Here is a 14167-nt window from a genome sequence, read left to right as displayed (position 1 = left end):
AATCGTGAGCTTTGACATAGCAGATGCGGTGGCCCCGTCGATATGATCGGCTACCATCGCCACCAGCCCGGCCACACCGTGCTGGTGGCATGCGGCCTCGAATTCAGACCAATCGCTGTTCTACATCACGGTGCCGATGTTCGCTGCTGATTGATGGTCATTCCAACCGCGCGATATGAGTTGCCGACATGGAATGCCAGGGCTGCTCTATGCCGCCTTGTGGAAGCGGACGAAAGCGAATCGTCTGCTGTCCGGCGCCCAGCAGGGGACATTGATCGTGCCCTGTCCGCCGAAGAGATGGAGCAATGTCCTTGCCGGTCCACCTTCCGCAGGCATCATACGCAGCTCCACTTCGTGGTCGCGAGGGTGACCTTTGACCCCATGTTCATACGCGACGTAGAGGATATGGCGTCCATCGGGCGAGGGGTGGGGAAACCAGTTGACGCGCTCGTCTTCGGTCATTTTCTGCGCGTCGCTGCCATCGGGCCTGATGCGCCACAGGGCAACCTCGCCGTTCTTTTCGCCGTTGAGCCAGATCCATCGGCCGTCCGGCGTGAAGTCCGGGCCATCGCAATGATCGAAGGCTGAGGTGACTTGCGTTTCGGCGCCGCCTGTGATCGGGCAGGTGTACACCTGGTAGGTGCCATTGCGGTTGGCGACATAGGCGATCGTTTTGCCGTCTGGCGACCAGCCGTGCCAGTAGGACGGCACCTTCTCAATAATCCGTTGAGGCGTGCCGCCGGCGAAGGGGAGGGAATAGATGGCGCTCGATCCTGCCTCCGTAGAATCGCTGATGACGATCAATGTTCCATCGGGCGAAATGCCGTGGTCATTGTTGATGTCCTTGGCAAAGCCGGTGTCGATCTCGATCATTTCGGGCGCGTGGGGATCGACGCGAAATAGCCTGCCGCCGCCGTTGATCACGAGCCATTTGCCGTCGGGCGTCCAATTCGGCGCTTCGATCAGCTCCGGTGTCGTCAAGACGGTCGTCACCGCGCCGCCTTCCAAGTCGTAGATTGCCAGTTCGCTTGTCATGGGAAATCCCTCATCGTGTTCATGCTTTAGCGGAAGAAGTCGGCATCCTCGGGTGCCAGATAGCGGCTCGCCTTCTCAGGGATCAGGCTGACGCCCATTCCCGGCCTGTCCCAGACCCTGATATGTCCATCTTGAACGACGGGATGCGGTAGCCCCTCGACGATCTCGTACCACCAGTCGGGATCGCCAACCGGGTATTCGAAGGCAATGAAGTTGTGCGGCAGAACAGCCGAGACCTGGACCAGCGCGGCAAGACCGAGCAGGCCATTGGCCGTACCGTGTGGCGCCATCAACACGCCATGGAGATCGGCATGTTCGGCAACCCATTTGAGCTCGGCGATGCCACCGATATCGCCCGGATCGGGGCCGATAATATTGACGCATTTGCCTTCGATCAGCGGCTTGAAGTTTTGCCGGAGATAGATCTGCTCGCCGGTATGGATCGGCGTCGTCGTCGAGATCGTAAGGTCGCGATAAATATCCGGATTGACGAAAGGCGAATAATCGCCGGTCAACAGGTCCTCGAGCCAGACGAGATTGAAGGGTTCGACAGCGCGGGCAAAGCGGATGGCGTCGGGAAGGGTGAAACCCGGGCCGCAATCGAGCGCCAGTCCGACGCGATCCCCCGTCACGTCCTTCATGGCGGCAACGCATTCGACCAGATGCTTCAGGCCGCGTTCCGTCAGCATGCCGCGATCGTGGGTTCCATGGACTTTGCCGGCTTCCGGGTCGCCATAGAAGAAGTCCGGAATGGTCCGGGCCATCGGGCTGTGGAAGCCGATCGGCTGCTTGATAATAGTAAAGCCTTCGGCACTCTCCACCATGGCCCTGGTATTTTCAGCATAGTCTTCCGGGCCATAGCCGGTAAGGGGAAGGCGGACTGCACCATTGTAGACGCGGACCCGGTCGCGGACCTTTCCACCGAGCAGCTTGTAGACCGGTACGCCGGCCGCCTTGCCGGCAATATCCCACAGCGCCATTTCGATCGTGCTGACGGCCGCGCCCCAGGGCTTGAAGCCGCCGCGCTGGCGGATCTTCATCATCGTGCGTTCGACGTCTGTCGGGTCGCAACCGATCAGGTTGTCGCGAAAACTTAAGATATGTGGCTTGAGGAACGGTTTCCAGGTTTCCGCCTGGGCGTATCCATCAACGCCCTGGTCGGTGATGATCCGGAGAACTGGGCTGCGTCCGATGACTGCACATTTGATGTCGACGATCTTCATGACCGCTACAACCCAAGAACCCGGAGATAGTCAATCGATCGGCGCGCGAAGCGTTCCCAGTCGGAAGGATTGTCATGCTCGGTCACGATGTGGTCGGCGGAGGTCTTCCGAAATAGCGGCACGAGCGCCTGCCAGTCGATAATGCCGTCGCCGGTCGCAGTCCAGCCGTCATCCTCGACCGTTCCAGAGGGTGCCGTATCCTTCACCTGGATGCATGCGATGCGGTCGGCATAGTGCTGAAGTTCGGAAGCTGGGTCCGCGCCTGCGCGGGTGATCCAGCCGCAGTCGATTTCGAAGAGAACCGCGTCGCTTTGTCCGAGAATGTGATCGATCGGCCGGGAGCCGTCGGGCAGGGGGAAATATTCGAAATCGTGATTGTGCCAAACGACCTTGAGACCGCGTGTTCCGGCTCTGTCAGCTCCTGCCGCCAGCTTTCCGCCGATTCCTTTCCAGAAATCGGTCGTTTCCTGCCTTTCCTCCTTCGGCACGAAGGGCGGGATAAGGTAGGTGGCGCCAAGTGTTTCGGCGATATCGAGGTAACGATTGGGCTCGTTCACAAGGCCGGCCAGTGGCATATGGAAGCCATAGCAGGCGAGGCCCGCATCGTTCAGCTGCCGGCGGAAAAGAACGGGATCGGCCTCATAGGCAGGCAGCCAAGGCTCGATCGCGTCATAGCCCATGCCCTTTAAGATCGGAAGCTGAGCGGCAAGCGGTGGAAAATTGCGCGACGAATAGAGTTGATAGGCAATCTTATAGCTCATCGGATACGGCTTTCATTGGCGACCGAGTGCGAGTCTTCGAGGACGCTCGATCGTTCGGTCAGGGCTGCGGCTCCTTGTCGGCATCGAATTCGAGAAGCTCGACCAGGGCGCCGAGCTGCGGCATCGTATCGTAATAGGCATATCGGCCATGGCCGCCTTGGAATTCGCCGCGCTGCAGAAGCTTGTGTCCCTGCGCTTCCAAAAAGGCATTTCTCTTCGTCAGGTTGCGTGTCTTGAACGCGATGTGGTGGCAGCCAGGCCCCTTGGCCTCTAGCAGATCGCGCCAGGCGCTTTTTTCCGGCCCGGGCTGTAGGAATTCGAAATCGATATTGCCGAATTCAAACATGATGATGCGGCAGCCAACGGCAGCCGGCATGCCGTTATAGATTGCCTTGGCCTCCTCCGGATCGGCTGCCTTGCCCTCCGGCGGAATTGGCTTGCCGGTCAAGTCGGAGAACCATTTTGCGGATTTCTGCACATCGTCGGTCACAAAGCAGATTTGGAAGACCCGATCTTCATCGAGCAGGGACGTTGTCATTGGGAATACCTTTCAGTCTTGGAGGCGGTTTTGCGACCCGACCTTTGTCGGGCCGCGATCGGCAGTCCTGGAAGGCTCATTGCACGATGGTGTCGTAGCCGGATTGGAGCTGCTTGATGGCATCGTCGACCGACATGGAAGGGTCGCTCCAGAAATTGAAGGCGACTTCCCAGGTGGCTGCCAGCCAGTCGGCATCGGTCATCGAATGCGGGTTCTGAACCTGCTTGTCCGGGTCCTTCAGCATTGTCAGGACTTCCTGGGAGCAGCTATCCAGCTTCGAGGCGTCTACATCGTTACGGATGGGTGTCGACCCCTTAGCGACCGCGAAGTCCGTATTGACCGTTGGGTCGACGATCGTCGCGGCAAAGTCCAGCTCGGCCTTATCCTTGGCCGGCGATTGTTTGCCGAGGATGCCCCAGGAATCGACGCTGACGGCATAGGCTTTGGCGCCCGGGATCGGGATGCAGCCAAAATCCTGGTTCGCGCGCTTGCCGGCGGCAACCCATTCGCCCTTCATCCAGTCGCCATGGATCTGCATCAGGGCTTTGCCCGTGATCACCGTATTGGTGGTCATGTTCCAATCGCGATTGACCGAACCGGAATCGGCGGCCTGCTGAAACTTGCGCAGCCAGGTGAAGACATCGCGCATGGCGGGCGAATCCAGGGCCGCGCGATCCGGCTTCTCGCCATAGACCTTCATGTAGACATCCTGGCCACCGAGCGTGGCGACCAGGGCATGCATGAGGTAGCCGACCTGCCATTGTTGTGCGCCAAGCGCCAGGGGCACGAAGCCGGCCTGCTTGATCTTCGGGAAGTCTGCAAACATCGCGTCCAGCGAATCCCATTTGGTCGGGTCGACACCGGCCTTCTTGGCCACATCCATGTTGTAATAGACCATTCCGTCCATCTGTATGCCGAGTGGGATCTTCATCAGTTCGCCGTCGACCGTGATTGATTTCTTCACAGAGGCAGGAAAATGATCGGCAGCGCCGATGGATGTGAAGAGTTGGGTCAGCGGATGGCCAAGACCCATCTTCGTCAGGTCTCGATAGACACCAGGACTGTTCTCGACAAAGACGTTGGGCGGGTTGCCGCCGGTCACGAGATTGAGAAGATTGACGTTCGAGCCGGTATCATGAGGGATGCTGATGTCGATCCAGTTGATCCCCTTCGCCGCCGCCGCCTTTTTGAGGACATTCAGCGCGGCCACTTCCGCCGGCGAGGACCAATCCTGGTAGATCACGAGATCCTCAGCCGAGGCGGATGCCACCATGATGCCAGCCACCAGCCCGGCACCGATGCCTAACTTCAGCGTCTTGAACATATCTTTCCTCCCAATGAAAAATGACAAGGACGTTACATGCGCTGCCCGGTCCGGGCATCGAAGAGATTGATCTTGGTTTTCGGATAGCGGACGGAGACCATTTGCCCGGCTTTCATACCGGCCGCGCGATCGGGCTCGGCGCGGACGGCCAGCAACCCGCCGGCAAAATTCAACGACAGGATGGCATCCGAGCCTGTGCGCTCGACCGCGCGCACCGGCACTTCGATCGCAAACGCGTTTTCGCTCGATTTTTCCTCTGGCCTGGCGAAATGCTCCGGCCGCAGGCCGACGACTGCTTTGGATCCCGGTTGCGGCGGCTTTTCGAACGGGTAGTCCGAAAGGGTGATCGTTTCCCCCGTCGAGAAGGTACCGACAACCTCTCCATTTGCGGCTCCGATATCCACATTGAACAGGTTCATCGCCGGCGATCCGATGAAGCCAGCAACGAAGAGATTGGCGGGCTTTTCATAGACCTCATCCGGGGATCCGAATTGCTGGATCTCGCCGCCGTTCATGATGGCGATCTTCGTCGCCATCGTCATGGCTTCGATCTGGTCGTGGGTCACATAGACAACGGTCGGATTGAGCTCTTCATGCAGCTTCTTGATCTCCATCCGCATTTCGGTGCGCAACTTGGCATCGAGATTGGAAAGCGGTTCGTCGAAGAGGAGCACGCCGGCGTGCTTGACGAGCGCACGGCCGATGGCGACGCGCTGGCGTTGTCCGCCGGAGAGTTGCGCCGGTTTGCGATCCATCAGTGCCCCGAGTTGCAGCATGTCGGCCGCCCAGGCAATCCGCTTCTCCGCCTCTTCCTTCGAAAGGCGGCTGGCGGACAGCCCGAACTTCAGGTTTCCTCGCACCGTCTTGGTTGGGTAAAGCGCATAGGATTGGAAGACCATGGCGAGGCCGCGATCCTTCGGGTCGAGATCGGTGACATCGCGCGAGCCGATCAGAATCTGGCCGCTTGAGACGTCGTTGAGGCCGGCAAGCAGATTGAGGAGCGTGGTCTTGCCGCAGCCCGAGGGGCCGAGCAGAACAAGGAAGTCACCATCCTCGATCGACAGATTCAAATCGTCGAGCACGATGAGCTCACCGTATTTCTTGACGATATGTTCAAACGAGACACTGGGCATGCGGTCCTCCGTTGGTCCGTCCGGTTAGCCTTTGATGGCGCCTGCTGAGATGCCCTGGACGAAGAATTTGCCGAGTACGAAGTAGATGAAGAGCGGTGGAATGGCGGTCAGCAGCGCCGCCGCCATGTTGGAATTGTAGGAGGCTGTTCCCGTCGTCACCGTCACCATGTTCGCCAGGTTGACCGTCATCGGCGCGGCGCCAAGCCCGCCGAAGGTGACGCCGATCAGATAGTCGTTCCAGATGCTGGTGATCTGCATGATAAGCACGACGATCAGGATGTTGCCGGACATCGGCAGAATGATCTCGCCGAAGATGCGCCAGAAGGAGCCGCTGTCCATGATCGCGGCCTTGAGGAGATCGGCCGGTATATCCTTGTAATAATTCCGGAAAATCAGCGTCAGCACCGGCAGGGCCAGGATGGTGTGGATGAAGGCAACCGCCCATATCGAACCATAGATGCCGAGGTTAACCGTGATGATGATCAAGGGATACATGATGATCTGGAACGGCACGAAAGCGCAAAGAAACAGGACGAAGAGGAAAGTCCCCGCCCAGCGCACGTTCCACATCGCGAGCGCATAGCCCGTGACAGACGAGATGGCGATGGAAGCAATCAGCGAGGGGACAAGGATCTTTACGGAATTCATGAAGCCGCCCTTGAGGCCCGCGCAGGTGAGACCGGAGCAGGCCTGGTTCCAGGCGTAATCCCAGGGTTGGAGCGTCCAGACATGCGGCAACGAGAAGATGGCGCCTTCCCGGATCTGATCCATCGTCTTGAAGGACGTCACGATCAGCACATAGAGCGGCACGCAGAAGAACAATGCCGCCATGGTGAGGAAGACGAGAACAGCGATCGATCGTGCCTTGATGCGCTTCTTGCGTCTTGGATAGATGACCTTGGCGCCGGATTCGGGCGCGACGCGAAGCGCGGACTTCGCGGAGGATGCGGTAAGCTGCAGGGGATTGACGTTGCTCATGCAAGGCCCCCCTTGCGTGCCCCGCGCTGCTGCCAGACGACGAGAAGAACGAGCGGCAGAAAGAGGAGGACGGTTATCGCGAGCATCAGAGAGGCGGCAGCCGAGGCATAGCCGAGATTGTTCTTGTTCGTCAGGGCGTTGATCGTGAAATAAGCCGGCATCCATGTCGATTGGCCGGGGCCGCCATTGGTCATCGCGACGATGATGTCATAGGCCTTGATGACACCGAGCGACAGCAGGATGGCGCAGGTCAGGAAGGTGAACTTCATCATCGGGATGATGATTTCGAGATAAACCTTCCATAGGCTCGCGCCATCGAGCCGGGCAGCACTCCATATTTCCGTGTTGATCCCCTTCAGGCCCGCCAGCATCAGCGCCATGTAGAAGCCGGAGCTTTGCCAGATCGATGCCAGGATGATCGCATAGATCGCGGTGTCGCCGCTTGCCAGCCAATTGAGGCTGATGCCCGTCAGGCCGATCTGATGCAGGAAATTTTCCAGGCCGAGTTGCGGATTGAGAATCCAGCGCCAGGCGACGCCGGTGACGATCAGTGATATGGCCAGCGGATAGAGAAAAACAGTCCGGAAGGCGTCTTCGCCGCGCCGCTCCCGCTCGATCATTGCCGCGAGAATGAAGCCGAAGATGATTGCAAGAGTGCTTCCAATCGCCAGAATGATCAGGTTGGAAAGCGAAATGTGCCAACCCATGTCGTGATAGAGCCGCTGATATTGGCGGAAGGGGTCCGACCAGTCGATCGCGTAGTCCGGCAGACGGCGACTTCCGGTGAATGAGACGTAGATCGTCCAGAGAATCGAGCCGGCGAATGCGACGAGGGTGATGGTCGCAGCGGGAGCCAAGGCAAGCTGTGGCGATAGACGGCTCCATCGTAGCTTCATTCTTTCCTCCCCTGATCCCGCCACCCTTCTGGTTGCATGAAGGCCTCTTGCGCCGAGATCGTATTAGCGCTAATACTGGCATGCGATGTTTCATGCGTCAAGTCGGCAATTTTGCTGCCTTTTGCATTTTGCATCGCGAAATCGCTCTCGTAGGCGCGAAAATGGGGAGAAAGCGCATGAGTCTGGGTCGAGATTCAACGGATATTCCGAGAATCGGCTTTGGAACTTATGGCCGTCTCGGAGAGGCGGGGGTTTCGGCAATCCTTGCGGCACTAGAGGTAGGTTATCGGCATCTTGATACGGCGCAAACCTATGGTAGTGAAGCCTTTGTCGGCGAAGCGGTCCGACGCAGCCGTCTCAAGCGCGATGACGTCTTCATCACCACCAAGATTTCGAGCGAGAATCTCGACGAAGGAAAGCTCGTTCCGTCCTTAAGGCGCAGCCTGGATCAGATCGGCGTCGATCATGTGGATCTATGCCTGATCCATTGGCCTGCCCCCAATGGCCGGATACCGCTGGCAACCTACATGCACCAGATCGTCGAGGCGCAGGCGCTTGGCTTGACGCGGCTGATCGGTGTTTCCAACTTCACCATTGCTCTTTTGAAAGAGGCTGAACGGCTGATTGGCAGGGGTCGGATCGCGACCAACCAGATCGAACTCAACCCGCTGTTTAGAAACACGAAAATTGCAAACTACTGCAGCGAAAGTGGCATTTTGGTGACGTGCTATCAGCCGATCGCTCAAGGCCGCGTCTCGGGTCATCCCGTTCTCGCACCCATTGCCGCGCGCCATGGGGCAGCGGAAGAGCAGATCGCCATCGCCTATGGACTTGCCAAGGGCTATGCCGCGATCCCGACTTCCAGCCGGGTGGAACGCATCCGCTCGAATTTCGCGGCAACGGTACTGCGCTTGACGCCGGAAGACCTAGCGGCGATCGACGCCATCGTGCCGGGAGCACGCTCAATCGATCCGGATTGGGGTCCGGATTGGGATTGATCAGGGGAGCAAAGCCATCGATCAGAAAATGATGCCTATTGAAATCAGTAAGTTGTATTAGCGTTATTATTGGCCATTCGAGGCATTTTCTCGGGCCAAAAATGGAGAAGAAGGACCTACTCAATGCGTGGAATAACAAGTATCGGTCACGTCGCAATCAAGGTTAGGGATCTTGATGTATCGCTCGATTTTTATCGCGAGCGTCTCCAATTTCCCGAGATGCTGCGGCTTAAAAACGACGATGGCAGTACCTGGCTCGTCTATTTGCGCATCACCGACGATCAGTATCTGGAGATTTTTCCAGGCGCTGAGAATGATCGTGCGCCCGGCTGGAACGCCAATGGTGTCAATCACATGTGCTTCATCATCGAAGATCTCGATGGGACGGCCGAGCGTATCAAGGCTGCGGGCATTAAGTTGACGGCTGAGATCAAGCAAGGGCTTGACGGCAATCGGCAGGCGTGGATTGAAGATCCCGACGGCAATCGGATCGAATTGATGGAGATGCATCCCGATTGCCTGCAATTCAAGGCGATCGCCGAGCTGCGCAAGCAGCGGCAGCCGGCCTGACATCGATCAAGCGGAGAAGACAATGGGAAAACCTGTGGCGCGGCTGAAGGATGTGGCTGAGCTGACAGGTTTTTCCGTCAACACCGTTTCACTTGCGCTGCGCAACAGCCCCCGTATCCCGATTGAGACGCGGAAGCTGATCAAGCAAGTGGCCGAACAACTGAATTACCTGCCCAATGATGTTGCCCGCTCGCTCGTCGCCAAGGAGACCAAGTCGGTCGGCCTGATCCTGACCGATCTCGAAAACCCGGTGCTGACCCATGTGGCGCAAAGCATCGAACTGGCGCTTGCCCGCAATGGCTATACGACGCTGCTTGCCACCTCGAACAACAATCTCGAGGAAGAGATGCGCATGATCGAAGTCTTCAGCACGCGCCGTGCCGACGGCATGCTGATCTTCCCCTGCAGTCACCGCCGCCTCGACCATATCAGGCAGCTGCGCAGCCGAAACTATCCCGTCGTGCTTCTCGTCGGCGATCCCAATGCAGGCATCGATGCGGTCTCGATGGACGAGCAGAGCGGCGCCTACAAGGCCGTCAGCCATCTGATCGCGATCGGTCATAGAAAGATTGCGTTGATCGATGCCGCGGTCATTCTCGGCAATATCGAAAAGCAGACTGGCTATCTTCAGGCGCATGCCGAAGCGGGCCTTGCTGTCGATACCGAGCTTTTTGTTGATCCCAAAGGCCATTCCGTCGAATACGGATACTGGGCGATGGCAGCCTTGATGGAACGTCCGGTCAAGCCGACGGCCGTCTTCGCAACGAATGATTCCCTGGCGCTCGGCGTCCTGCGTTATTGCAGCAAACACTCGATCAAGGTGCCGGGCGAGATCTCCATCATCGGGTTCGACAATATCGAATTCGGCGAATTCGCGGTGACGCCGCTGTCGACCGTCGATTACGACGTGAAGCGGGTGTCGCAGCTGGCAGTCGATCGCATCATCGAGTTGATCGCCGTCAGCGGGGATCTTCCCGAACCGCGCATTATCCAGGTCGAGCCGGATCTCTTGATTCGGGAGAGCTCCTCGAAGCCCTTTGCTATGCCGTTGATAAATGCCGCACCCAAAGCGGAATGATACGGCTCCATAAGGTGGCCGCGCAGGGGCATCAAAGTAGGAGATGATACTTCCACGCTATTTCGTTTGGCTTTTAACTGCGGCTGTTCCTTGCGGAATCCTATTATACTTTCAACCTGAAGTAATTTTAGAAGATTATAATATAATTTCGTGTGATCTAAGTAGAAATGTATGGTTGATAAATAATTAAGAATGTTTGGCTAGTTTTGTATTGGAAACAAGCCGGGGGAGTGCTTCGATGGCGTCGATACAGCATAAGATCATCATTGCAAGTGTCGCAATTTTCGCCTTGGCCGGTGGCGCCACGGGTGTCGGGCTGTGGTCAGCCGCAACTCTTGCAGATAACAACGCCGAGGTTGCCCGAACGGGGGATGTGCTTCGGAACCACATGCAGGCGGATATGATGCACGATGCGCTTCGCGCAGACGTGCTGGCGGCGATGCTGGCGGCCAATCCGGCGGCAGGGATCACCACGGACGCGGTAAAGGCTGATCTAAAGGAACACGAGGCCTCGTTCCGGGAAATGATCGAAGCCAACAAAAAGCTCGCAACCGACAAGAGCGTACAAGACGTGCTGGTCAAGGTCGAAGTTCCTCTTTTGAAGTATATCGACAGTGCCACGGCAATGGTCGATCTTGCTGCGAAGGATCAGGCTGCAGCCATGAAATCACTACCCGATTTCATGAATCAGTTTTCCGCTCTTGAAACGGCCATGGAACAGGCCGGGGATCACATCAGTTCCTTGTCCGCTGCAACAGCAAAATACAGCGCCGACATGCAAACCTTCGTGGACAGGCTTTTGAGTGGCCTTCTCGGCTTAACGGCACTGTTTTCCATCAGCCTCTACTGGCTGACACGCAAGACAGTCACGAAGCCGATCCTTGCACTTTCCAATGATATGCAGACGCTGGCCGGGGGCGAGACCGACATCCGTTGCGGCGCGATCGGTCGTTCAGACGAAATCGGCGTCATGGGATCGGCCTTCGAAGTCTTCCGGCAAGCTGCGATTGCCAATAAGCGGCTTGAACAGGACGCAGAGGCAGCCAGAATTCAAGCCGAATCGAACCAGGTTGCTGTTCGACGCCAGGCCGACGAAGAAGCGGCGGATCGCCTTCGCGCTGCCACATCAGGCCTTGCGGCCGGATTAAAACGGCTTGCCGGCGGCGATCTTGCCTTTCAGCTTGACGAGCCTTTTTCCGCGGATTTCGAAGCGCTTCGGCAGGATTTCAACAGCTCGGTCAAGCAGCTTGGAGATGCGCTCGGCGCAATCTCAGCGGCGATTGGAGCGATCGATGACGGCACGCGCGAGATTTCTTCCGGGGCCAACGATCTCTCCAAGCGCACCGAACAGCAGGCGGCCTCCCTCGAGGAAACAGCCGCAGCCCTTGACCAGATCACCGTCAACGTGTCGAATTCGAGCAGGCGCGCCGACGAGGCCCGCACTGCGGCGACCGAAGCCAATCGCAGCGCCGCAAAGTCCGCCGAAGTCGTGTCGCACGCCGAGGAAGCCATGCGTCGCATTGAGACATCTTCGCAACAGATTTCCAGCATCATCGGGGTGATCGACGAGATCGCCTTCCAGACAAACCTTCTGGCACTGAATGCCGGGGTCGAGGCAGCGCGCGCCGGCGAAGCCGGAAAGGGTTTTGCGGTTGTCGCTCAGGAAGTGCGTGAACTCGCACAGCGGTCGGCGCAAGCGGCCAAGGAGATCAAGGGACTGATTCAGAAGTCGTCATCAGAGGTTGAAAGCGGCGTCAAGCTCGTGCTGGATACCGGCATGTCGCTGAAGACGATTGGCGAGCAAATCGCTGACATCAACCAGCATATGAACGCCATTGCGACATCAGCGAAGGAACAGTCCACCGGACTGGCGGAGGTCAATACGGCCGTCAATTCGATGGACCAGACGACACAGCAGAACGCAGCCATGGTCGAACAATCGACCGCAGCCTCGAATAGCCTGGCAATGGAGGCAGCCAAGCTTCGTGATCTCGTCTCCCAATTCACGCTGCAAGCGGCCGCCTCGGCACAATCCGCAGCGCTGCGCAGGACGGGACGGGCGATGGCAGAACCCGATAGGCAGGCGACCGTCGTTTCCATGATGCCTCAGCCTAAACGAGCCGCAGCCGCAGGAAACAGGGCATCGGCTTCAGCAGCCTCTCAAAAGGAATGGGAAGAGTTTTGAGGCTTCATACCGGTCAGGTCGACCGGTACGTCGCAGCTGACGGAGAGCTGGTTCTCATAACCGTGGCCGCAGGGTCATAAACTCTCCTGGAAGCACGCCTGCCGTGTGTTCCGGTGTGCAAATTTGACCGCCTTTTGAGCGTCGCGGCGCGCTATGGTGCCGCGATTCGGGCACTTAGCGCGGCATGAGCCCGGGTTGATCGGCGGGGAACTTGGCAATGTCGGCGAGACTGACGTTCAGATGTTGTGCGACGAGCGCCGGTGGCGTATGGGCGAGCCAGGACGACAAGCCGATTTCCTGATATTCGGCCACCTTGAAGACGGCGACAAATTGCAGATCCGTCTTGCCGGTATTCTCGATGACGTGGCCCTGGCTCTTCTTGACGTAGCCGACATCACCCGGCCGGAAATCGGCGGTCTGGCTGTGCGGACCGGCATCGAAAACCGTCATGCGGCCTTCGCCCTTGATCCAATATTGCCATTCGTCGGCATTCGGATGCCAATGCATTTCGCGCACGCCGCCGGGCTTGATCGTCTCGATGGCCGCGGCAATCGTCTTGGAGACTTTGAAGACACTGCTGTCAGCAAGTTGGAGAATGCCGGAGGCGTTCTGCTTCACCGGTGCTGAAGCGGTCAACTTGTAGGTGAAGGGGTAGGGCGGCAGGCCGCCCGAGGCAACGGCTTCCTGATCGGCCGAAAGCGGGCCGGGTTCCTTGCCCTGGAAGATCCACAGATCCTGCAGCGGGATGTTCTTGAAGGTGTCTTGCGGGAGGCCGAAGTTCTTGGCAAGCAACTCCGGCGGCGTATGCGCAAACCAGTCCGTCACCAGCAGTGTGTTGTATTCGGATTGGTCGCCCTGGTCGAAGACGATCACGAATTCGCAGCCGTCGGGACCAAGTCCTTGCAGCGAATGGGGAAAGCCGGCGGGGAAATACCAGAGGTCGCCCACTCCCACATCCTGCACATAGGCGCGCCCTTGTGCGTCGAGAACAGTGATGCGGCAGCTTCCGTTGGTCATGATCGCCCATTCGGCCGCGCGGTGCCAGTGCAGTTCGCGAACGCCGCCTGGGCCAAGACGCATGTTGACGCCCGACACGGCCTCCGAGATGGCGAAATCGGCCTTGGTGAGCTGACGCGCCCAACCGCCGTTCTGGACACGCTTGGCGGCGTTATTGAACGACCCCCAGAAGAGCTGCATGTCGCCGATGTCGGTGGCCGGCGGGCTCTGGAACGAGGGAAATTGCTCGTAGAGCGCCGGGTTCTTTGGACCGGGGTCCGAGAGGCTTGCGGGATTAGCATTGATCGCGCCCTCGGCCGGCTGATCGGGATTGCCGAAACTGGCCGCCTGGGCAGCCCCTGCCGCAAGTGCAGCACCTCCCATAGCTCCGAGGGCGAGAACTGAGCGTCTCGATAGAGATTCCATTGCTATTACTCCTTTCATGTGGATGG

Annotated in this window: 13 protein-coding genes; 4 read left to right on the top strand and 9 right to left on the bottom strand. The window is 58.3% G+C overall.

What is annotated here, in order from left to right; genetic code table 11:
* Nucleotides 1–207: 207 nt before the first annotated feature.
* From JTP94_RS01615 to JTP94_RS01580, 8 genes are all read right to left on the bottom strand, one after another.
* Complete coding sequence (locus JTP94_RS01615) at nucleotides 208–1035, bottom strand: PD40 domain-containing protein (protein ID WP_204848816.1); 828 nt, start codon at nucleotides 1033–1035, stop codon at nucleotides 208–210.
* Between the two features lie 26 nt (nucleotides 1036–1061).
* A complete protein-coding gene (locus tag JTP94_RS01610) occupies nucleotides 1062–2258 on the bottom strand; it encodes a mandelate racemase/muconate lactonizing enzyme family protein (protein ID WP_204848815.1) in 1197 nt (398 codons plus the stop codon).
* Between the two features lie 5 nt (nucleotides 2259–2263).
* The gene (locus JTP94_RS01605; protein WP_204848814.1) at nucleotides 2264–3019 is read right to left on the bottom strand and encodes a sugar phosphate isomerase/epimerase; all 756 of its coding nucleotides are present in this window, start codon (nucleotides 3017–3019) and stop codon (nucleotides 2264–2266) included.
* 58 nt (nucleotides 3020–3077) lie between these two features.
* The gene (locus tag JTP94_RS01600; protein ID WP_204848813.1) at nucleotides 3078–3557 is read right to left on the bottom strand and encodes a VOC family protein; all 480 of its coding nucleotides are present in this window, start codon (nucleotides 3555–3557) and stop codon (nucleotides 3078–3080) included.
* 76 nt (nucleotides 3558–3633) lie between these two features.
* A complete protein-coding gene (locus JTP94_RS01595) occupies nucleotides 3634–4881 on the bottom strand; it encodes an ABC transporter substrate-binding protein (protein WP_204848811.1) in 1248 nt (415 codons plus the stop codon).
* A gap of 32 nt (nucleotides 4882–4913) precedes the next feature.
* Nucleotides 4914–6014, bottom strand: a complete 1101-nt coding sequence (locus JTP94_RS01590) for an ABC transporter ATP-binding protein (RefSeq protein ID WP_204848810.1) — start codon at nucleotides 6012–6014, stop codon at nucleotides 4914–4916.
* A gap of 24 nt (nucleotides 6015–6038) precedes the next feature.
* Nucleotides 6039–6992, bottom strand: coding sequence for a carbohydrate ABC transporter permease (locus JTP94_RS01585; RefSeq protein WP_204848808.1), 954 nt, complete (start codon nucleotides 6990–6992; stop codon nucleotides 6039–6041).
* Complete coding sequence (locus JTP94_RS01580) at nucleotides 6989–7888, bottom strand: carbohydrate ABC transporter permease (RefSeq protein ID WP_204848807.1); 900 nt, start codon at nucleotides 7886–7888, stop codon at nucleotides 6989–6991. Before JTP94_RS01580 ends, JTP94_RS01585 begins: the two co-directional genes overlap by 4 nt.
* 176 nt (nucleotides 7889–8064) lie before the next feature.
* On the opposite strand from JTP94_RS01580, the gene JTP94_RS01575 reads away from it, so the two are divergent.
* From JTP94_RS01575 to JTP94_RS01560, 4 genes are all read left to right on the top strand, one after another.
* Nucleotides 8065–8886 carry an aldo/keto reductase gene (locus JTP94_RS01575; RefSeq protein WP_204848806.1) on the top strand — a complete coding sequence of 274 codons (822 nt, stop codon included), beginning with the start codon at nucleotides 8065–8067 and terminating at the stop codon, nucleotides 8884–8886.
* A gap of 123 nt (nucleotides 8887–9009) precedes the next feature.
* Nucleotides 9010–9456 (top strand): VOC family protein, encoded by a 447-nt coding sequence (locus JTP94_RS01570; RefSeq protein ID WP_204848803.1) that lies wholly within the window; start codon nucleotides 9010–9012, stop codon nucleotides 9454–9456.
* Nucleotides 9457–9478: 22 nt separating this feature from the next.
* Nucleotides 9479–10534: a LacI family DNA-binding transcriptional regulator gene (locus JTP94_RS01565; protein WP_204848802.1), complete on the top strand. Its 1056-nt coding sequence runs from the start codon at nucleotides 9479–9481 to the stop codon at nucleotides 10532–10534.
* A 238-nt stretch (nucleotides 10535–10772) separates the two neighbouring features.
* Nucleotides 10773–12719, top strand: a complete 1947-nt coding sequence (locus JTP94_RS01560; protein ID WP_204848801.1) for a methyl-accepting chemotaxis protein — start codon at nucleotides 10773–10775, stop codon at nucleotides 12717–12719.
* A 174-nt stretch (nucleotides 12720–12893) separates the two neighbouring features.
* Here JTP94_RS01560 and JTP94_RS01555 read toward each other — a convergent pair whose 3' ends face one another.
* The gene (locus JTP94_RS01555; RefSeq protein ID WP_204848800.1) at nucleotides 12894–14141 is read right to left on the bottom strand and encodes a cupin domain-containing protein; all 1248 of its coding nucleotides are present in this window, start codon (nucleotides 14139–14141) and stop codon (nucleotides 12894–12896) included.
* Nucleotides 14142–14167 lie beyond the last annotated feature (26 nt).

This window comes from Martinezella lusitana (genome assembly GCF_016901135.1).
In the GTDB taxonomy this organism is placed as follows: domain Bacteria; phylum Pseudomonadota; class Alphaproteobacteria; order Rhizobiales; family Rhizobiaceae; genus Rhizobium; species Rhizobium lusitanum_D.
Note: the sequence above shows the minus strand (reverse complement) of the source record. Positions and strands in the feature narration are given on the sequence as shown.